At 70.5% G+C, this 20,146-nt stretch carries 12 protein-coding genes; 7 read left to right on the forward strand and 5 right to left on the reverse strand.

All coding sequences use genetic code 11. From position 1 onward, the window contains the following. Positions 1-22 precede the first annotated feature (22 nt). Positions 23-1,558 carry a DEAD/DEAH box helicase gene (locus tag AC6CH0_RS15980; RefSeq protein WP_498102641.1) on the reverse strand — a complete coding sequence of 512 codons (1,536 nt, stop codon included), beginning with the start codon at positions 1,556-1,558 and terminating at the stop codon, positions 23-25. A 142-nt stretch (positions 1,559-1,700) separates the two neighbouring features. Between AC6CH0_RS15980 and AC6CH0_RS15985 the strand changes: the two genes are divergently transcribed. Further along, complete coding sequence (locus AC6CH0_RS15985; RefSeq protein ID WP_498102643.1) at positions 1,701-2,414, forward strand: ferritin-like fold-containing protein; 714 nt, start codon at positions 1,701-1,703, stop codon at positions 2,412-2,414. 45 nt (positions 2,415-2,459) lie between these two features. Here the strand turns inward: AC6CH0_RS15985 and AC6CH0_RS15990 are convergent, their stop codons facing one another. Both AC6CH0_RS15990 and AC6CH0_RS15995 read right to left on the reverse strand, forming a co-directional pair. Next, positions 2,460-2,765 (reverse strand): hypothetical protein, encoded by a 306-nt coding sequence (locus tag AC6CH0_RS15990; protein WP_498102645.1) that lies wholly within the window; start codon positions 2,763-2,765, stop codon positions 2,460-2,462. Position 2,766: 1 nt separating this feature from the next. Beyond that, a complete protein-coding gene (locus tag AC6CH0_RS15995; RefSeq protein ID WP_022894511.1) occupies positions 2,767-2,991 on the reverse strand; it encodes a DUF3107 domain-containing protein in 225 nt (74 codons plus the stop codon). Positions 2,992-3,084: 93 nt separating this feature from the next. Between AC6CH0_RS15995 and AC6CH0_RS16000 the strand changes: the two genes are divergently transcribed. Continuing rightward, the gene (locus AC6CH0_RS16000; RefSeq protein WP_498102647.1) at positions 3,085-6,204 is read left to right on the forward strand and encodes a PD-(D/E)XK nuclease family protein; all 3,120 of its coding nucleotides are present in this window, start codon (positions 3,085-3,087) and stop codon (positions 6,202-6,204) included. Next, the gene (locus AC6CH0_RS16005; protein ID WP_498102649.1) at positions 6,201-9,482 is read left to right on the forward strand and encodes an ATP-dependent helicase; all 3,282 of its coding nucleotides are present in this window, start codon (positions 6,201-6,203) and stop codon (positions 9,480-9,482) included. Before AC6CH0_RS16000 ends, AC6CH0_RS16005 begins: the two co-directional genes overlap by 4 nt. Here the strand turns inward: AC6CH0_RS16005 and AC6CH0_RS16010 are convergent. Then, positions 9,401-10,687 carry a phosphotransferase gene (locus AC6CH0_RS16010; RefSeq protein WP_498102651.1) on the reverse strand — a complete coding sequence of 429 codons (1,287 nt, stop codon included), beginning with the start codon at positions 10,685-10,687 and terminating at the stop codon, positions 9,401-9,403. The genes AC6CH0_RS16005 and AC6CH0_RS16010 overlap by 82 nt on opposite strands. 92 nt (positions 10,688-10,779) lie before the next feature. Between AC6CH0_RS16010 and nudC the strand changes: the two genes are divergently transcribed. Together nudC and AC6CH0_RS16020 are read left to right on the forward strand one after the other, a co-directional pair. Continuing rightward, positions 10,780-11,742, forward strand: a complete 963-nt coding sequence (gene nudC, locus AC6CH0_RS16015) for an NAD(+) diphosphatase (RefSeq protein WP_498102653.1) — start codon at positions 10,780-10,782, stop codon at positions 11,740-11,742. Next, a complete protein-coding gene (locus AC6CH0_RS16020) occupies positions 11,727-13,574 on the forward strand; it encodes an ATP-dependent helicase (protein WP_498102655.1) in 1,848 nt (615 codons plus the stop codon). The genes nudC and AC6CH0_RS16020 overlap by 16 nt, the downstream gene beginning before the upstream one ends. Positions 13,575-14,437: 863 nt before the next feature. On the opposite strand, the gene AC6CH0_RS16025 is transcribed toward AC6CH0_RS16020, so the two are convergent. Beyond that, on the reverse strand, positions 14,438-15,757 hold the full coding sequence (locus AC6CH0_RS16025) for a zinc-dependent metalloprotease (RefSeq protein WP_498103288.1): 1,320 nt from the start codon (positions 15,755-15,757) through the stop codon (positions 14,438-14,440). Positions 15,758-16,013: 256 nt separating this feature from the next. Between AC6CH0_RS16025 and AC6CH0_RS16030 the strand changes: the two genes are divergently transcribed. Together AC6CH0_RS16030 and AC6CH0_RS16035 are read left to right on the forward strand one after the other, a co-directional pair. After that, positions 16,014-17,147 (forward strand): YlbL family protein, encoded by a 1,134-nt coding sequence (locus AC6CH0_RS16030; protein ID WP_498102657.1) that lies wholly within the window; start codon positions 16,014-16,016, stop codon positions 17,145-17,147. A gap of 59 nt (positions 17,148-17,206) precedes the next feature. Next, positions 17,207-20,146: a UPF0182 family membrane protein gene (locus tag AC6CH0_RS16035; protein ID WP_498102659.1), complete on the forward strand. Its 2,940-nt coding sequence runs from the start codon at positions 17,207-17,209 to the stop codon at positions 20,144-20,146.

Raw genomic sequence — 20,146 nt, forward strand, 5'->3', positions numbered from 1 at the left:
CGCTGAAACGTGACTGCCGCGGTTACGCCTGGGGCGTGGTGCCGCCGGTGCGCGGGCCGCGGCGACGGCGACGACGCGGGGGAGCGGCGTTGCCGTCGTGGTGCTCGTGGCCCTTGCCATCGTGCGTACCGGTGCCGGGCTCCTTGACGGCGACGTCGGCCGAGGTGTCGGCCTGGACTGCTTCGGAACCGGCGCTCGCGGCCTCATCGGCGGGCTTGCCGCCGCGCGTGCGGCTGCGAGTGCGGTTGCGGGGAGCGCGCTCGGCTGCGACATCCGATCGCTCTGAGCGACCCTCTGAGCGACCGCCCGCCGGGCGGCCGCTCTCGCTGCGGCCGGCCGTGGCCGAGCGCGTCGGCGCCGCGACCGCGGAGGACGGCTTCAGGCGGCCCTTGGTGCCGGCCGGGATGTCGAGGTCGTGGAAGAGGTGCGGGCTCGACGAGTACGTCTCGGTGGGTTCGGGCTGGCCGAACTCGAGCGCGCGGTTGATGAGCGCCCACTTGTGCAGGTCGTCCCAGTCGACGAAGGTCACGGCGATGCCGGTCTTGCCGGCGCGGCCGGTGCGACCGACGCGGTGCAGGTACGCCTTGTCGTCGTCGGGGATGGTGTGGTTGATGACGTGGGTCACGTCGTCGACGTCGATGCCGCGCGCCGCGACATCCGTGGCGATGAGCACGTCCTTCTTGCCCGCCTTGAACGCGGCCATGGCGCGCTCGCGCTGGTCTTGGTTCAGGTCGCCGTGCACGGCGGCGGCGTTGAAGCCGCGGTCGTTGAGCTCTTCGACGAGCTTGGCGGCCGCGCGCTTGGTGCGGGTGAAGATGACGGTCTTGCCGCGGCCATCGGCCTGGAGGATGCGGGAGATGACCTCGTCTTTGTCGAGCGAGTGCGCCCGGTAGACGAGATGCTTGATGTTCGCCTGCGTGAGGCCCTCGTCGGGGTCGGTCGCCCGGATGTGGATGGGGCGCACCATGAAGCGGCGGGCGAGCGCGACGATCGGTCCGGGCATGGTGGCCGAGAACAGCATCGTGTGGCGGGTCGCGGGCGTCTGCGCCATGAGCTTCTCGATGTCGGCGAGGAAGCCGAGGTCGAGCATCTTGTCGGCCTCGTCGAGCACCATCTCGCTCACGTTCTTGAGCGAGAGCAGGCGCTGCGAGGCGAGGTCGAGGAGGCGCCCGGGCGTTCCGACGACGATCTGCGCGCCGGCCTTGAGCTGTTCGATCTGGCCTTCGTACGCCTTGCCTCCGTAGATCGAGACGATCTTCGTCGGGCGGTTCGAGGTGGCGATCTCGAGGTCTTCGGTGACCTGCACGCACAGTTCGCGCGTGGGCACGACGACGAGCGCCTTGACGCCGCCCTCGGGGTCGTCGCCGAGGCGCTGGATGATCGGAAGGCCGAAGCCGAAGGTCTTGCCGGTGCCGGTCTTGGCCTGGCCGATGATGTCCTGCCCGGCGAGGGCGAGGGGGATCGTCTGTTCCTGGATGGGGAAGGCATCGATGATGCCCTTGCCGGCGAGTGCGTCGACGATGTCGGACGCGACGCCGAGCTCGGTGAATGTAGTCAAAGGTCTGCCTGTCGTGTTGCTGGAGGTGGCGGTCGAAGGTGCGCTCTGTTCTCAACCCCAGGCGCACGGCTGCGGATCCATCGCCCGCATGCACCCTCTACCCTATCCGAGACTCCCTGAATGGCTCGGATAGGCTGTCTGCGTGGTTCTCTGGTCGAAACAGCGCATGCAGCGCCCTGAGATGCCGCGGCTGCGCCCGCGGGTCGCGCCGACCGACCTCGCGCGGGTCGATTTCACCGAACTCGTGCCCGACGCCGTGCCGTTCCTCGGCCAGGCCGCGTACATCCAGCTCGAGTTCTTCGAGAGCCTTGCGAAGTCCGTTGCGAACGCGCCGAGCCTGCCGTCGAAAGAGGGGCTGAGCCGGGCTGCGGGCACCGCGTTGCGCAAGCATCACGCGCTGATCGCCGAGATCCGACGGCTCGGCGTCGAGCCCGACGACGTGATGGCGCCGTTCGCACCGGCGACCGACCGGTTCCGGCAGGCGACGGCCGGCGCCGACTGGTTCGAGCTGCTGCTCGGCATCCACGTGACGTCGGGCATGCTCGACGACTACTTCTCGCGACTGTCCGCCGGCCTGCCGGTGGATCTGGCCGCGAGGGTACGCGGGATCCTCGCCGAAGAGAGCTCGGCGGTGGTGCTGCACGATGAACTGCGTGCCGCCATCGCCGCCCATGCCGGGCTGTCCGATCGGCTGGCGCTCTGGGGCAGGAGTCTCGTCGGCGACACCCTGCTGATCGCCCGTTCGGCCCTTCGCGCGTCGGACTCAGCCGATCGGGGAGCCGATGTCGAGCCGGTCTTCACCGAGCTCATCGCCGCGCACACCCGACGCATGGATGCGCTCGGCCTCACGGCCTGAGCGGTCGCGCGTCAGGCGCGTGCCGTCGTCAGATGCGTGCCGTCGTCAGGCGCGGGCCGCACCCGGACGGGCGAGGCGCTCGAAGAGCACGGCATCCGCGCGCTCGCGGCGCGGGGAGATGAAGTACAGCACCGCAGCGGGCACGAGGGCCGACGCGACGAGCGAGGCGACCCAGATCCAGCCGCCGTCCCAAGGCCAGCCGAGCCACGTCAGGGCGACCCACACCACGGCGGCGACGCCGGCGCCGATCGCCGGGCCGACGGCGACACCACGGAGGTGACGCAGCGGCAGCACGAACTGCGCTGCGAGACCGAGGATGGCGCCGCCGACGACGATGAAGATGAGTTCCATGTCAGGCGACGAACCCGACGCGGCGCGACTCCTCGGAGCCGATCTCGACGTACGCGAGTGCGGCGGATGGCACCACGTAGCGGGTGCCCTTGTCATCGGTGAGCGTCAGCAGGGCCGACTGGCCGGCGAGTGCGGCGGCGACCGCCTGCTCGACCTCTGCCGCCGACTGCGAGGTCTCGAATCCGAGTTCACGGGGAGAGTTCTGGATGCCGATTCGAACGTCCACGGTACGCCTTTCTACTGTTGCTCAAACCCTACGACACCGGCTGGCCGAGCCCGTGCCCGTTCACTGTCGGCGGAACGGGTTAACGTTGCCGACATGCAGGCAACCGCGACATCCGCAGCCCCCGTCTCGTTGCTCGCCGAGGGCGAGCACGCGGCGGTCTTCGGCGCACCGGGCAGTGGCAAGACGACCTTCGCCGTCGAGCTCGTCGCCGACCGGGTCGAGCGCCTCGGCTATGCGACCGACGAGGTACTCGTGCTGTCGGCCACGCGGGTCGCCGCGACCTCCCTCCGCGACCGGCTCGGCGTGCGCCTCGGCGTCACGACGCGGGGCCCGCTCGCCAGAACGGCGAACTCCATCGCGTTCCAACTGGTGCGCGCCTTCACCGGTGCTCCGGTGACCCTGCTCACGGGCGCCGAGCACGATCAGATCATCGGTGAGCTGCTCGAGGGCGGCATCCGCGACGGATTCGGGCCCGACTGGCCTGCGCCGCTGACCGCCGAGGTGCGGGTGCTTCGCGGCTTCCGCTCCGAACTGCGCGACCTGCTCATGCGTGCGGTCGAGCACGGTGTCGACGCCGCGACGCTCGCCGTGTTGGGCGAGCGGGCCGGCCGGCCCGAGTGGGTCGCGGCGGCCGGCTTCCTCGCCGAATACGACGAGGTGAAGGCGCAACTGCGGCCGAGCCAGTACGACTCCTCGGAGCTCGGCGCGTTCGCCGCCGCGATCGTCCGCCGCAGCGTCTCCGACGTCGCCGCCGAGGCGGCTCTCGGCCAGCTCGCCCGCGTGCGTCTCATCGTCGTCGACGACGCGCAAGAGGCGACCGAGACGACGGCAGCGCTCCTCGGTGCGTTCGCGGCGCGAGGGGTCGCGGTGGTCGCGCTCGGTGATCCGGATGTCGCGTCCAACGGGTTCCGCGGCGGCCGGGCCGAGCTGTTGGGCTCACTCGGTGCCGTGCTCGGCGCAGGTGCCGCTGGTGCCGATGTGCGTCGCGTCGAGCTGCCGGTCGTGCATCGCGGGCGGCCAGAACTCCGAACACTCGTTCGCTCGGTGAGCGCGCACATCGGCACCGCGCTCGGCGGAACGCACCGTTCGGCCGAGCACGAGGCAGCAGACGACACCGAACCCGATCCGTTGCACCCCGTCCTCGGCATCGAGGCGCCCTCGCACGCTGCCGAGTGCCAGGCCATCGCGGCCGTGCTGCGCGAGCGGCACCTGCTCGACGGTGTTCCGTGGTCGTCGATGGCCGTCATGCTGCGTTCGGGCGGCGACGTGCCGGCGTTCGAGCGCGGGCTCGCGCTCGCCGACGTGCCCACCGCCGGCAACGCCGCGCGCACAGCGCTGCGCGACGCACCGGCCGCCGCTGCGTTGCTCGCTGCCGCCTCGCTCGTGCTCGACCGCGAAGCGCTCACACCCGAGCTCGCCGTGACGCTGCTCACCGGTCCGATCGGGCGTCTCGACAGCGTCGGCCTGCGCCGCCTGCGGCTGGCCCTGCGTCATGAAGAGCTCGCCGGCGAAGGCTCGCGCACCGCAGACGAGCTGCTCGTCGAGGCACTCGGGGCGCCGGGCGGCTTCGAGACCATCGATGCGGCGCCAGCGCGCCGGGCTGCCCGGCTGGCCAAGCTGCTCGCCTCCTCGCGCGGCGTGGCCCGGCGTGGCGGCACGGTCGAAGAGGTGCTGTGGTCGCTCTGGGAGGGCAGCGGCCTCGCCACCGAGTGGGCGGCGCAGGCGACCGGCACGGGCGTGCTCGCCGAAGAGGCGAACCGAGCGCTCGATGCCGCTGTCGCCCTGTTCGCAGCGGCGCAGCGCTTCGTCGAGCGCGAGCCAGACGCTCCGGCGGTGCGCTTCGTCGATGAGGTGCTTGCGAGCGAGCTTCCCGAGGACTCCCTCGCGCCCCAGCGCTCGGCTGAGACGGTGGTCGTGACGACCCCGCCTGCAGTGATCGGCCGCGAGTTCGACATCGTCGTCATCGCCGGGCTGCAAGACGGCGTCTGGCCGAACCTGCGGCCGCGCGGCACCCTGCTGCATTCCGCCCTCCTTCCGAGGGTCGTCGCGGCTGCTCGTGCCGGTGCACCGCTGCCGACGCCCGAGACGGTCGCCGAGGCCCGTGTCTCGGTGCGCAGCGACGAGCTCCGGCTCTTCGTGCTCGCCGCTTCACGGGCCGGGCGGCAGCTCGTGCTCAGCTGCACGGCGAACGACGACGAACAGCCGTCGATGCTCATGGGGTACGCGGCCGAGCGCATCAAGCCGGGGCGTCGACGCCCGCTGCACCTGCGCGGACTCGTCGGTGCGTTGCGACACGAGGCGACGACCACGGGCGGCGGCGAAGCGCCCGCGGCGCTGGCCCTCCTCGCGGAGCAGGGCGTACCCGGCGCACATCCCGACGACTGGTACGGGCTGGCCGAGCCCTCCACGACTGCGCCGCTCGTCGACCTCGACGGCGACCCCGAGGCGCTCGTCGCCGTTTCGCCGTCGCAGATCGATCGCGCCGAGGAGTCGCCGCTCGGCTGGTTCATCGACCACGTCGCCTCGCCGCCGTCGGGTCTCGCCGCGTCGATCGGCACGATCGTGCACGCCGTCGTCGAAGAGGCCGGGGCGCGCGACGACGGCGACACGAGCATCGAGACGCTGTGGACCGCGGTCGAGGAGCGCTGGCGCGAGCTTCGATTCGAGGCCGGCTGGGTGGCCGAACGCGAACGGCGGGGTGCACGCCGCATGGCGGAAGGCGCCTCCGACTACCTCGGGCACTTCGCCGACGACGGCAAGGTGCTGCTCGGCGCCGAGGGGCGATTCACGCTCATCGTCGACCGAGTGCGCATCTCGGGCACGATCGACCGTGTCGAGGCCTCCGCCGACGGCACCACCGTCATCGTCGACCTGAAGACCGGCCGCACACCGCCCTCCGCTGCAGAGACCGCTGCTCACCCGCAACTCGCGGCGTATCAGCTGGCTGCTCGGGCCGGCGAGGTGCCCGATGCCGGCATCCTCGGCGGAGCCAAGCTCGTCTACCTCGCGAAGCCCTCGAGAGGCAGCGCCTTCACCGAACGGGCCCAGCAGCCGTTCGACGCCGACGCCGAGTCCGCCTTCCGAGAGCGGCTCGGCAGTGTCGCCCGCACCATGGCCGGCAGTGAGTTCGAGGGTCCCGCGGAGCTCGGGTATCGCTCCCGGTTCGGCGGCTGGCAGTACCGCGTGCACCTCGTGCCGGCGGTCTCCGCATGATCGCCGCCGCAGACATCGCCGCTCGCCTCGGCCTGCACGCACCCACGGCCGAGCAACGCGCCGTGATCGAAGCCGACCCCCGCGGGCAGAGCATCGTCGTCGCCGGGGCCGGCAGCGGGAAGACCGAGACCATGGCCAACCGCGTCGTCTGGCTGCTCGCGAACTCGCACGTCGCAGTTCCCGAGGTGCTCGGTCTCACCTTCACGCGCAAGGCGGCCGGCGAACTCGCCGAGCGCATTCGCGAGCGCATCGCGCAGCTGGTCTCGCTCGGCATCGCCGAGGTATCCCTCGACCCGCTCGAATCGGCCTCCGTCGGCACCTACAACGCCTTCGCGAGCGCGATCTACCGCGAACACGCGATGCTCATCGGGCGCGAACCCGACGCCGCCGTGCTCGGCGAGGCATCCGCATGGCAGCTCGCCCGCTCGGTCGTCGCGGCATCGACCGATCCGCGGCTCGTCGAACTCGACGCCTCGCTCGACAAGGTCACCGGCGCGGTGCTGTCGCTCAGTCGCGCGCTCGCCGAGAACGTCGCCGACAGCCGCGATGTGCGCGCGATGACCCGTGATTTCCTCGCGATGGAGGGCTTGCCCATCGAGGCGCCGCGCAAGCGCACGGACTTCGCCTCCTTCGTCGATGCGCTCGGTGTCGTCGATGCCCTGCCGCCGCTGCTCGAGCTCGCCGACGCGTACTCGACCGCAAAGCAGGAGAAGGGCTTCGTCGAGTTCTCCGATCAGGTCGCCCTCGCTCTCGCGATCTGCGAGCGGCACCCCGAGGTCGTCGCCGGGCACCGCGAGCGGTACCGCACCGTGCTCCTCGACGAGTATCAAGACACGAGCGTCGTGCAGACTCGGCTGCTCGCTGCGCTCTTCGGCGAGCAGTCGGTGATGGCGGTCGGCGACCCCGACCAGTCGATCTACGGATGGCGCGGGGCGAGCGCCGCGAACCTCGCTCGCTTCGGCCGCGACTTCGCGCCAGATGGCGACGCCGCGGTCTACGACCTCTCCACGAGCTGGCGCAACCCGCGAGTGGTGCTCGAAGCGGCCAACACGCTCATCGAGCCGCTCGATGCCGGCATCCCCAAGGCTCCGCTCGGCGCGTCACCGTTCGCGCAGCCGGGGCGATTGGATGCCGCCTGGGCCGAGACCATCGAAGACGAGGCAGCGCTCGTGGCGACGTGGTTCGCCGAGCGACTCGGGGGCCTGTCGCGCGGTGGCCGGCCCGAGACCGCACCTCGCAGCGGTGCCCTGCTCTGCCGCACCTTCGCCAACGTGGGCATCTTCACGGCGGCACTCCGAGCTCGCGGCGTGCCGGTGCACGTGCTCGGCATGGCCGGCCTGCTCGACCAGCCGGTGATCGCCGACCTGGTCTGCGTACTCCGGGTGCTGAACGACCCCACGGCCGGCTCCGAGCTCGTGCGGGTGCTCGGCGGCGCGCGCTGGCGCATCGGCTCCGCCGACCTCGCGGCACTGCACGGGCTCGCGAAGTGGCTCGCCGACCGCGACCTCGCGACCCGCCGGCTCGGTGATGAGGTGCGCGCCGGCCTTCGAGCCTCGATCGCTCCAGACGAGTCGCCGTCGATCGTCGACGCGCTCGACTTCCTGCTCGTGGCGCCCGATTCGCACTCGGCGCTCGCCGCGTTCGGTACGGTCGGCCTCGCTCGCATGCGGCGCGCCGGTGCACAACTCCAGTCGCTGCGACGACGCGCGGGCCTCGGGCTCGTCGACTTCGTCAGTCTCGTGCAGCAAGAGCTGCTGCTCGACATCGAGGTCGCCGCGAACGCTGCGCAACCGCTCGGTGCGCCGAGTCTCGAAGCGTTCGACGAGCTCCTGGCCGGGTTCGCCGAGGTCTCGGAGCACCCGACGCTCGGCGCCTTCCTCGGGTGGCTCACCGAGGCCGAACAGCGCGATCGGCTCGCGCCCCGTCAAGACGAGCCCGAACCGGGAGCCGTGCAGGTGCTCTCGATCCACGGCTCGAAGGGGCTCGAGTGGGACGTCGTGGCGATTCCGCGCATGGTGGGCGACGAGTTGCCCTCGAAGCCACGTTCATCGAAGGGCTGGTTGTCGTTCGGTGAGTTGCCCAACGAATTCAAAGGTGACGCCGACGAGCTGCCCGAGCTGCAGTGGCGCGGGGTGGCGAGCCAGGCCGACTTCGACCGCGCGGTCACCGCGTTCGCGGAAGAGAACAGCGAGCGCCACGCCGAAGAGGAGCGCCGCCTGGCGTACGTCGCACTCACCCGCACGCGCAGCGACCTGCTCCTCTCGGGTTCGTGGTGGGCGAGCCAGAAGGCGCCCCGCAACCCGAGCCCGTTCCTGCGCGAACTCGTGGTGGGCGGCGTGCTCGACGCGAGCGTATTGCCGGTCGCCCCCGAATCCGACGAGAATCCCCGCGCTGCATCCACCGAGCGCGCACGCTGGCCGCTCGATCCGCTGGGAGCTCGCCGCGAGCCCGTCACCACGGCGGCGAACGCCGTGCGCGCCGCGGCCGAAGGGCCGAGCGGCGAGGGCATCGGCCCGGTGCTCGCCGACCGCATCCGACTGCTCCTCGAAGAGCGTCGCCGTCGCGCCGAGGGCCCGACGAATCCCGAGGTGCCGGTGCGCGTGCCGGCTTCACGGTTCAAGGACTACGTCGACGACCCTGCCGCGGTCGCCGCTCAGTTGCGACGGCCCATGCCGCAGCGCCCGTTCCGGGCGACCCGCATCGGCACCCTGTTCCACCAGTGGGTCGAGCAGCGTTCGACCGGCGAGCACGATGCTGCGGCGATCGATGCCCTCGACGGTCTCGATGCCTTCGCCGAGCTCGACGCCCGGCGCGACGAGGCAGTCGCCGATGCGACTCCCGAACGGCTGCGCGCCCTGCAGGCGACGTTCGAAGCCTCCGAGTGGGGTGGCCGGAAGCCGTCGGCGGTCGAGATCGAGCTGCATCTCCCGATCGGTGACAACGTCTTCGTCTGCAAGCTCGATGCGGTCTACGACGTCGACCCGACGAGTGAGCTCGGGCGTCGCGGCATCCGATACCAGGTCGTCGATTGGAAGACGGGCAAGGCTCCGCGAGATGCGCACGATCTCGAACTGAAGCAGACGCAGCTCGCGCTGTACCGGCTCGCCTACGCGAATTGGGCGGGCATCGAGCCGGAACAGATCGACGCCGTCTTCTACTTCGTCGAAGACGACCGGGTCATTCGCCCGGATGCGATCTACGACGAGGCGGCGTTGCGCCGGGCTTGGGCATCGGTGGCGGCATCCGCACCCGAGGCGTCGCCGGCGGCATTGCGCTGATCTGCACTCGAATCGTCGGTGGCCGCCCCATCCCGACCCGCGTTCGACTCGTCACCGGCGGGTGTGGCATCGCCCCAGTCGGAGAGATCGAGCGGGATGGGCGCGGTCGCATCGAACGAGGGAGCGTCGCGCTCGCCCGCCTCTCGCCGTTCGAGCTCGGAGAAGTCGTAGCTGTCGGTCAGGAGGCTTGCGCCGCCCTCGCGCGGGGCGGCCTCGCGCGGCGTCTCGTCGAGCAGCCGCTCGACGTCGCCCACCGTGAGGATCGGGCCGGTCTCGGGCGAGAGCGGCTCGCTCGAGCGATCGTGCACGCTCTCGACGAGACCGTCGAGCAGGCCGACCGCGTCGGCGATGATGGCGTCGTCGCGCGCCTCGACGCCGTGCAACAGCCACTTCGCGAGCTCGAGCTCGCCGTAGAGCAGTGCACGCTGCGGAAGGTGGGCGTCGGCGCCGCCATCGCGTGCGCTGAAGTAGGAGTCGAGGGCGCGTTCCGCAGAGGCGCCCCGCGACGTCAGCAGCCAGTGCAGGTCGCGCGCGGGGTCGCCCTGGGCGAGGGCCGACCAGCCGATGAGCCCGGTGACGGTGTCGCCGTCGACGAGCAGTGAATCGGCGGCGAGTGCACCGTTGACGACCGTGGGGCGGAATCGCCAGAGGGCGGCATCGTCGGTGGCCTCCTCCCAGCGTCGAAGGAGCGCCGCTGGCAGGTGCCCGGTGTCGGCGGCACGATCGATGAGTTCGACCACGGCATCGTGCGCTTCGTCTGCCGACTGACGCGGCAAGCCGGCATCGGCGATGAACCCGGTCGGCAGGGTGTGCACTGCGGCGAGCGCATGGCCGACCGAGGTCGCGATGCCGTCGTACTCGGTGAGCTCGTCGGCGGTGCGCGGAGCACCGGGTACGAAGGTCGTGACGACCGCGCGGGTGCCGTCGATCGGCGCCTGGCCGACCACGTCGGGGAGGTCGAACGGCAGGCGTGAACGGATACCGGGAGTGAGCGCCCGCAGGGCGACGAGGTCGGCCGACTGTTCGGACTCGGCGGCCTGCGAACGCGGAACGCGCAGCATGAGCAACCGATCGTCGGTGGTTCGGAGGAGCACCGCGTCGAACGCGCCGTGGCTCTTGCGGGTGTGCGAGCGCACGGCTCGCACCTCGAGTCCGGGCACCGCCGCCGTGGCCAACGCGGCTAGAGTGAGAGGAGGTCTGGCCATGGCACTCAGCTTAAGCAGCATCTCGCGGCCGCGAGCGACCGCCACGCCTTCCGGCCGACTCCGACTCCGACCCGGGCAGCGAGAGGTGGCACGTGACCGATCCGACATCACCGGTCTTCTCGCGTTCGACGATCGACCGGGATGCCGCGGCGCGGACCGATCCCGGCCTCGATGACGCGCTCGACGCCGACCCCTCGACACGGATCATCACCCTGCACCAGGGGCGCGCGCTCCTCACGGAACGCGTCGAGGGGTCCGCCTCCACACTGCAACTCGTACGACCCTCCGAACTCCCGACGGCGATTGCACCGCCGCTGCTTCGCTGCTATCTCGGTCGCGCCGACGGGCTTCGCTTCGAGCTGCGCGTCATCGACTCGGATGCCGCGTCGGCCATCGAGCCCGAAGCGGGCCGCTGGGTCGGCCTCCGCGACGCCGCGCCGCAGCTCTCCGAGCGCGACGGGAGCCTCTTCGCCGAAGCGCTCGCCCTCGCGAACTGGCATGAGCGTCACCAGCGCTGCCCGCGCTGCGGCGCGGAGACCGAGGGCGCGCAGGCCGGGTGGGCACGTCGTTGCACCGTCGACGCGAGCATGCACTTCCCCCGCACGGATCCGGCCGTGATCGTGCTCGTCACCGACGACGACGACCGGGTACTGCTCGGTTCGAACGCGCTCTGGCAGCAGCATCGCTTCTCATTGCTCGCAGGCTTCGTCGAGCCCGGCGAGACGCTCGAAGCCGCCGTGATCCGCGAGATCCGCGAGGAGGCGGGCATCGACGTCGATCGGGTCGCCTACGTGGCCTCGCAGCCGTGGCCGTTCCCCGCGAGCCTCATGCTGGGTTTCACCGCACGCATCGCTCCGACGGCGAATCCGGCCTCGGCCGTGGCCGACGGTGAGGAGATCCTCGAACTGCGCTGGTTCACGCGAGAGGAGATCGCTGCCGCGAGTTCCGAGATCGGCCTGCCGGGCGGCATCTCCATCGCGCGCTGGCTGCTCGAACGCTGGTACGGATCGCCTCTCGACGTCGAGGGGCGTGGGCTGGCATGGTCGACGTCGTGACCGCGCCATCCGACCCCCTGCTCGATGCGCTCGACGACGAGCAGCGCGTCGCGGCCGAGGCCCTGCTCGGACCGGTCTGCGTGCTCGCCGGCGCCGGCACCGGCAAGACCCGGGCGATCACGCACCGCATCGCGTACGGCGTGGCATCGGGCGCGTACGATCCGGCGCGTGTGATGGCGCTCACCTTCACGTCGCGAGCGGCGGCTGAGTTGCGTGCGCGCCTGCGTGCCCTCGGAGCAGGTGGCGTGCAGGCCCGCACTTTCCACGCGGCGGCGCTTGCACAGCTCAATCACTTCTGGCCGATCGTCGTCGGTGGCAGTGCGCCGCGGGTGCTCGAGTACAAAGGCCGAATTCTCGGCCAGGCCGCCGAGCGTGCACGGGTAAAGGTCGATGCGGCGACGCTGCGCGACGTCGCGGCCGAGATCGAGTGGCGCAAGGTCGCCGGCGTCGGGCCCGAGGCCTACGCCACGCGACTCGCGTCGCGCGGGGCGCCGGGCAATCTCAGCGCCGAACAGTTCCTGGCGCTCGTCGATGCCTACGAGTCCCTGAAAGACGAGCGGCGCATGCTCGACTTCGAGGATGTCCTGCTCGCCACCGCGGGAATGATCGAGTCGGAGGCATCCGTCGCGATGCACGTGCGCGAGAGCTATCGCCACTTCATCGTCGACGAGTACCAGGACGTCTCTCCCGCACAGCAGCAGTTGCTCGACCTGTGGCTCGGCGGGCGCAGCGATCTCTGCGTCGTCGGGGATGCGAGCCAGACGATCTACTCCTTCGCCGGGGCGAGTGCCGACTACCTGCTCGACTTCGAGCGCAGGTTCGAAGGGGCAACGGTGGTGCGCCTCGAGCGCAACTACCGGTCGACGCCGCCGATCATCGAGGTCGCGAACCGGCTCATGCGCGGTCGCGCCGGCGCGTTGCGCCTCGAGGCGGTCGCGGCCGATGGCTCGACGGACGCCGCGGCAGGGCTGCCGACCGCGGCGCCGGGAGCGTCTCCGCCTGCGGCGCCGCGTCGAGCGGCTGCGTCGGGATCCACCTCCCACGCCGAGCCTGCGATCACCGAGTATCCCGACGATCTCGCCGAGGCGCGCGGGGTCGCCACTCGCATCAGGGCGCGCATCGACGCGGGCGCCCCGCCGGAGTCGATCGCGGTGCTGATGCGGGTCAACTCGCAGTCCGCGATCCTCGAGCGGGCGCTTGAAGAGGTCGGCGTGGGGTCTCGGGTGCGCGGTGCGGCACGGTTCTTCGACCAGCCCGAAGTGCGCGAGGCGGTGCACGCCCTGCGGGCCGCGGCGCTCACGATCGCGGGCGAGCCGCTGTTCAAGTCGGTCAGCGATGTGCTGCGCGCGCTCGGCTGGAGTGCGCAGGCTCCCGACGGGCCGGGCGCCGTGCGCGCCCGGTGGGAGTCGCTGAACGCGATCGCCAGGCTCGTCGACGACGCCCCGCCGGGCACGACGTTCCGCGCATTCGCCGACGAGTTGCGTGCCCGCGCCGAGGCGCAGCACGAGCCGACCGTCGCCGCCGTGACCCTGGCGACGCTGCACTCGGCGAAGGGCCTCGAATGGAACGAGGTCTACATCGTCGGTCTCACCGAGGGCATGCTTCCAATCGCATACGCCAAAGGTCTCGACGCGATCGACGAGGAGCGGCGGCTGCTCTACGTCGGCATCACGCGGGCACGGCGGCGCCTCGAACTGAGCTGGCCGCGCCAGGGCGGCGGGTACCGAGGCGAGCGGGAGCCGTCGCGGTTCCTGCAGGAGCTCGGCACCCGCACTCGGAATGCGCCGAGTGGCGGGTCAGCTGCGCGCGCTCGCCGGGGCGCGACAGCCTGAGCGACGCGTCGCGCAGGCGCTGCTGCCCGTGCGAGAGCCGATCGTCGATGACCGACGCCGCGCCGGCGACGGCATCGTGAATCGCTCGCGGCGTGCAGCTCGCCGCGGGCCGGCCCGTGAGCTGGGCCGCGACGACCGGCCACGCGACGTCGTCGTCGCGCCGCGCGAGGTCGAGGCAGCGCAGGCATGGCCCGTCGCCGGGCTCGACGAGGGGGCCGATGCGGAGTCCGGCATCGTCGAAGACGACGGCGAGATGCGGCACATCGGCGCGGAGCCATTGCAGATGTCGCGCCGGCGACACGACCCAGGAGGCGACGATGACGACGAGGGCGATGTCTTCGATCGCGGCGTCGGCGGCGGGCGCGGTCTCGTAGCCGAGCTCGGCGAGCTGCTCGGCGAGACGGGCGGCGATCGCCGGTGCGGCATCGAGGGCGATCACCCGTCGCGAGTGCTCGGACCCCGCGGCATCAGCTCGCCGTCGGCTCGATGCCCCCGCGATCGGGTTCGAGATCGTGCCTGGTGCGGGCTGCGGCTCGAGGTCTGCCTCGAAGGCGGGCGAAAGGGCATCGAGGAGCCGCTGCACCGCCGCGGCCGATCCGCCGAGTCCGCGTCCGATCTTGTGCGCGGTCTCGAGCGAGACGCCGTGCCGAAGCGCCGCGATCAGCCCGGTCTCGAGCTCGCCCGGATGGCTGAGCACGACCCGCGGTGTCGCGCCGAGCTGCAACTCGTTCGGCGTGCGCCAGACGAGGGGGAGGTGCGGATCGATGCGCGGGACCATGCCCAGAGCATGCCGGAACTGCCGGTGGCGCCGCGGAATTCCTCCACAGGCCCGCCGCGGACGTGTTCAGTCGTGCCGCAGCGCCTCAGGCGGTCGGCTCCTCACCGTCTTCGCCGGGCGCCGCCGGTGTCTCGCCGCGGAGCAGCTGCTCGAGCGCCTGGTCGAATTCGTCGTCTGCCTCGGCCTCGGCCGTATCCGTGCCCGTGAGTCGTGCGATGAGGCGGGCGGGATCATCGAGGTCTTCCGACGTCGGCAGCAGGTCGGGGTGCGCCCAGAGCGCGTCGCGCGCCTCGATGCCAACGGCATCGGTGACGGCACGCCACATCGCGGTGGCTTCGCGGAGCCGGCGGGGACGCAGTTCGAGGCCGACGAGCGTCGCGAAGGCCGACTCGGCCGGGCCTCCCGAGGCCCGACGACGGCGGATGGACTCCGCGATCGCGTCGGATTTGGGCAACCGTGCGGTGGCATCGGCGGTCGCGGCGTCGACCCAGCCCTCGACGAGGGCGAGCATCGTCTCGAGTCGGGCGAGGGCGGCCTGCTGCGGCTCGCTCTTCGCCCGGATGAGCGCGCCGTTGACGACCGCATTCCGGAGCTCTTCGGTGTTCGACGGATCGAAGCCCTCGGCGAGCGCTTCGAGGCGATCGGTGTCGATGTCGATGCCGCGTGCGAACGCCGTGATCGCAGTGATCAGGTGCAGCCGCAGCCAGCGTGCGTGCCGGAAGAGCCGAGCGTGTGCGAGTTCGCGCACCGCCAGGTAGAGCTCGATCTGGTCGGTCGGGATGTCGAGGTCGTCGCCGAACTCCGCGGCGTTCTGCGGCAGGATCGCCGCCCGCCCGTCGTCGAGCAGCGGGATGCCGACATCGCCGCCGGAGACCACTTCGGTGGCGAGCTGGCCGACGACCTGTCCGAGCTGCATCGCGAAGAGCGCGCCGCCGATGCCTCGCATCATGCGGCTCGCCCCTTCGATCATCTGGCGCATCTCTTCAGGCGCCTGCTCGCTCATGACCCGCGTGAGCGCGTCGGAGATCGAGAGGGCGACGGGCTCGGCCAGTTGCGACCAGATCGGCATCGTCGCGGTGACCCAGGCGCGCCGGGTGAGCAGTTCGGGCGTGCCGGGCAGCGCTCCGAACTCGACCGCCTCGTCGAGCCACAGGGAGGCGACCTGGAACGCCTGGTCGAGGCGCGCCCGCTCGTCGTCGGCGATCTGGCGCTGGCCGGTCGCCGCCCGTTCTTCGCCCTGCTTCACGGCGACACCCCAGTCGATGCCGTCGTCGGCCCGGTTCATCGCCTGCTGCAGCTGGCCGAAGAGGGCCGCGAGGCTCGCCGGGTCGTTGGGCAGACCTGCGGCGCCGGCGAGACTCGACGGGTCGATGCCGCCCGCCCCCGAGAGCAGCTCGCTGAGCATCTCGCGGAACTCGTCTTCGGGGCTCCGGTCGTCGGGCTCGTCATGCCGATCGGCCACTGTCGCCACCTCCCAGTTGCGTTGGATTCCACCGTAACGCCGCGGCACGGTCGCCTGTCTGGGAAATGGCCTAGGCTGGGCGTTCCGGGTGTCCGCCCTTCGCGAACAGCGCCGGCCCGGGCGCTCGCACCGGCAGTAGCCGGTCGCCTCGGAAGGAAGCTCGCAACAGCGACGACCCGTCGCCCCGGAAGGAACTCGGATGGCCCTCTTCTCCGACGAGCCGTCGATGCCGTCGACGCCGTCGCCGAACGATTCGAGCCGCGCTCGTCGGCCGCTCGCCGAACGCATCGGCTGGGGCGCGCTCACGGTCGCCATCGTGGTCGGCATCCTCTTCGCACTGGCGCCGTCGCCCTATGTCATCGAGCAGCCGGGTCCGGTCTACGACACGCTCGGGGTCGCCGAGAACGGCGACGGCGACGAGGTGCCCCTCATCGAGATCCCCGACGAGGCCACCTTCCCCACCGAGGGTGAACTCAACCTGCTCACCGTCTCGATCGTCGGCCGGCCCGGGCAGACGCCGAATTGGCTCGAAGTCATCGCTGCGTGGTTCGATCAGACGCGCTCGGTCGTGCCGGTCGAGGCGATCTTCCCGCCCGGCGTCAGCAACGAAGACCGCGATGCCCGCAACGAGGCGGCGATGGTCGATTCCCAGCAGGACGCGATCGCCGCGGCCCTCGTCGAGCTCGACTACGACTTTCCGCGCGAGGTGACCATCGCCGGTCTCCTCGAGGGATCGCCGGCCGACGGCATCCTCGAAGAAGGCGACGTGGTCGTCTCCCTCGATTCGACGCCGGTTCATTCGATCCGCGAGTTGCAGACGGCGGTGCGCGAGCACGGGTCGGATGCTCCTGCGCAGATCGAACTCGTTCGCGACGGCAGTCCGCTCACGGTCGAGGTGACCCCGACGGCACGCGACGGCGTCGCCGTGCTCGGCGTGGGCGTGCGCATGCACTACGAGTTCCCGATCGACGTCGAGTTGCAGCTCGACGACGTCGGCGGACCGAGCGCGGGCATGATGTTCGCTCTCGGCATCGTCGACAAGCTCACGCCCGACGCGATGACCGGGGGTGAGATCGTCGCGGGCACCGGCACGATCGATTCCGCCGGCGATGTCGGCGCCATCGGCGGCATCCGGCAGAAGCTCTGGGGCGCCGAAGAGGCCGGAGCCGACTGGTTCCTCGCGCCCGAGGCGAACTGCAACGAGGTCACCGGGCACGTTCCCGACGGCGTCACGGTCTTCTCGGTTTCGACGCTCGAGCAGGCGCGGGCGATCGTGGAGGACCTCGCCGACGGAACGGTGACGGGCAGCTACCCGTCGTGCACCGCTTCCTGAACAGCCGATTCCAAGCAACGCAACTCTAGGATGGAATTCCGATCCCATCCCGACCGAACATGAGGCCGAGAGTGTCAGCAGCACAGCCGCAAGAACCGAGGATCCAGCGTAGGCGCGCCCCGATCGCCATCACGATCGGTGTGGTCGCGGCGCTCGTGGTCGCCTTCTTCGCCTTCGCCGGCATCTACGCAGATGTGCTGTGGTACGACCAACTCGGATTCCTCTCGGTGCTGACGACGGAGTGGATCGCCCGTATCGTGCTGTTCGCGATCGGGTTCGTCGCCATGGCGCTGCCCGTCTGGGGCTCGATCCAGATCGCGTACCGCTCGCGCCCGGTCTACGCGAAGCTGAACTCGCAGCTCGATCGCTATCAAGAGGTCTTCGAGCCGCTGCGCCGGCTCGCCATGAACGGCATTCCGATCGTGCTCGGCATCTTCGCCGGCGTCTCCGCCTCGAGCCGATGGGAGCTCACGCTCGCCTGGCTCAACCGCACGCCGTTCGGCACGACCGACCCGCAGTTCGGCTTCGATGTGGGCTTCTTCGTGTTCGAGCTCCCGTTCTTCCGTGCCATGGTGGGGTTCGCCTCCGCGGTCGTGCTGCTTTCAGTGCTGCTCGTGATCGCCACGAACTACCTCTACGGGGCGCTGCGCATCAGCGGTCGTGAGGTCGTCATCTCGAAGTCGGCGCGCATCCAGATCGCCGTCACCGCGGGCATCTACCTGCTGCTCCAGGCGCTCAGCATCTGGCTCGACCAGTACGCGACCGTCACCGAGACCGGCTCGCTCATCACCGGTGCCTCGTACACCGACGTGAATGCCACGATCCCGGGTCGAGGCATCCTCGCGGCGATCGCGGCGGTCGTCGCCGTGCTCTTCTTCGTCACCGCGATCATCGGGCGCTGGCGCCTGCCGCTCGTCGGCACCGCGCTGCTCGTCGTCTCGAGCCTGCTCATCGGTTCGCTGTACCCGTGGGTCGTGCAGCGCTTCCAGGTCGACCCGAGCGCCCGCTCGCTCGAAGAGCCGTACATCCAGCGCAACATCGACCTCACCCGTGATGCCTACGACGTCGCCGACGTCGAGGAGATCCCGTTCGAAGCGAAGACCGACGCCGAGCCGGGCGCACTGCGCGAAGACGCCGCCACGACCGCCAGCATCCGGCTCATGGACCCGCTCGTCATCAGCCCGGCGTTCCAGCAGCTCGAGCAGTTCCGGCAGTACTACCAGTTCCCGAACCGGCTCGATGTCGATCGCTACGAGATCGACGGCAATGTGCAAGACACGGTCGTCGCCGTTCGCGACGTCGACCTGTCGGGCCTCGGCGACGCCGAGACCTGGTTCAACTCGCACCTCGTGTACACCCACGGCTACGGGCTCGTCGCGGCCGCCGGCAACCAGCGCTCGGTCGATGGTCAGCCGGTGTTCCTCCAGTCGGGCATCCCGTCGTCGGGAGTGCTCGGCGACTTCCAGCCGCGCGTGTACTTCGGTGAGGGTTCGCCGGCGTACTCGATCGTCGGTGCGCCGAAAGACGCCAAGCCGATCGAACTCGACTACCCGTCGGGCACCGAGGGCGCCGACCAGACGCAGACGACCTTCAAGGGCGATGGTGGCCCGAAGCTCGACAACGCGTTCACGAAGCTCGTGTACGCGCTGAAGTTCCAGTCCGAGCAGATCTTCCTCTCCGACCAGGTCACGACCGACTCGCAGATCCTGTACGACCGCGACCCGATCCAGCGCGTTCAGAAGGTGGCGCCGTACCTGACCCTCGACTCCGACACGTACCCGTCGGTCGTCGATGGCAAGGTCGTCTGGATCGTCGACGGGTACACGCTCTCCGACCAGTACCCGTACTCCAACAAGGTCAGCATGAGCGAGGCCATCGCCGACAGCGAGACACAGGTGCCGACGCTGGCCTTCGACGAGGTCAACTACATCCGCAACTCGGTCAAGGCCACGGTCGACGCCTACGACGGCACGGTCACGCTCTACGCGTGGGACGACGAGGACCCGATCCTGCAGACCTGGCAGAAGGTCTTCCCGACGACGATCGAGCCGATGTCGAAGATGTCGGGCGACCTGATCAGCCATGTGCGCTACCCCTCCGACCTGTTCAAGGTGCAGCGCGAGGTGCTCGGCCGGTACCACGTGACCGAGGCCGTGCCGTTCTACTCGCGTGAAGACGCTTGGACGACCCCGAAGGATCCGACCGCCGAATCCGGCAGCACGCTCCTGCAGCCGCCGTACTACCTGACCATGCAGATGCCCGGCCAAGACACCCCGACGTACTCGCTGTACTCGACGTTCATCCCCGAGGCGCGCGGCGAGCAGAGCCGGAACGTGCTGCGCGGGTACCTCGCCGTCGATGCCGACGCAGGCAGTGCCGACGGCAAGCGTGCCGACGGCTATGGCCGACTTCGACTGCTGACGCTCCCCGAAGACGACAACGTGCCGGGCCCGGGTCAGGTGCAGGCGAAGTTCAACTCCGACCCGACGGTGTCGCAATCGCTCAACCTGCTGAAGCAGGGTCAGTCGAACGTCATCAACGGCAACCTGCTCACTGTGCCCGTCGGTGGCGGCCTGCTCTACGTGCAGCCGGTCTACGTCGAGTCCACCGGCAATACGAGCTACCCGCTCCTGCAGAAGGTGCTCGTCGCGTTCGGTGATCAGATCGCGTTCCAAGACACGCTCGACCTCGCACTCGATGTGCTGTTCGGCGGTGATTCCGGTGCCGACGCTGGCGACAACGAGGTGGAACCGGGCGCCGAGCCGACCACTCCACCGGCCGACGGCGAGGAGCCGACGACGCCCGCAACACCGAGCGATGAGGTGCAGGCGCTCCTGAACGAGGCGTCGGTCGCGCTGAAGAACAAGCAGGCTGCGCTCGCCGAGGGCGACTGGGCGGCATACGGCGCAGCAGACGCGAAGCTCGCCGAGATCATCGCCCAGCTGCTCCAGATCACCTCGGCCGAGGAGCCGGCCGGGTCGGCGGGTTCAGCGGGCTGA

This window comes from Agromyces sp. GQ35 (genome assembly GCF_059758475.1).

Bases quoted from the DNA above. Each gene is read 5' to 3' on its own strand.
- AC6CH0_RS15990 (WP_498102645.1), bottom strand. From the start codon at position 2,765: ATGGAACTCATCTTCATCGTCGTCGGCGGCGCCATCCTCGGTCTCGCA.
- AC6CH0_RS16000 (WP_498102647.1), top strand. From the start codon at position 3,085: ATGCAGGCAACCGCGACATCCGCAGCCCCCGTCTCGTTGCTCGCCGAG.
- AC6CH0_RS16005 (WP_498102649.1), top strand. From the start codon at position 6,201: ATGATCGCCGCCGCAGACATCGCCGCTCGCCTCGGCCTGCACGCACCC.
- AC6CH0_RS16010 (WP_498102651.1), bottom strand. From the start codon at position 10,687: ATGGCCAGACCTCCTCTCACTCTAGCCGCGTTGGCCACGGCGGCGGTG.
- AC6CH0_RS16020 (WP_498102655.1), top strand. From the start codon at position 11,727: ATGGTCGACGTCGTGACCGCGCCATCCGACCCCCTGCTCGATGCGCTC.
- AC6CH0_RS16025 (WP_498103288.1), bottom strand. From the start codon at position 15,757: ATGCTCAGCGAGCTGCTCTCGGGGGCGGGCGGCATCGACCCGTCGAGT.
- AC6CH0_RS16030 (WP_498102657.1), top strand. From the start codon at position 16,014: ATGGCCCTCTTCTCCGACGAGCCGTCGATGCCGTCGACGCCGTCGCCG.
- AC6CH0_RS16035 (WP_498102659.1), top strand. From the start codon at position 17,207: ATGAGGCCGAGAGTGTCAGCAGCACAGCCGCAAGAACCGAGGATCCAG.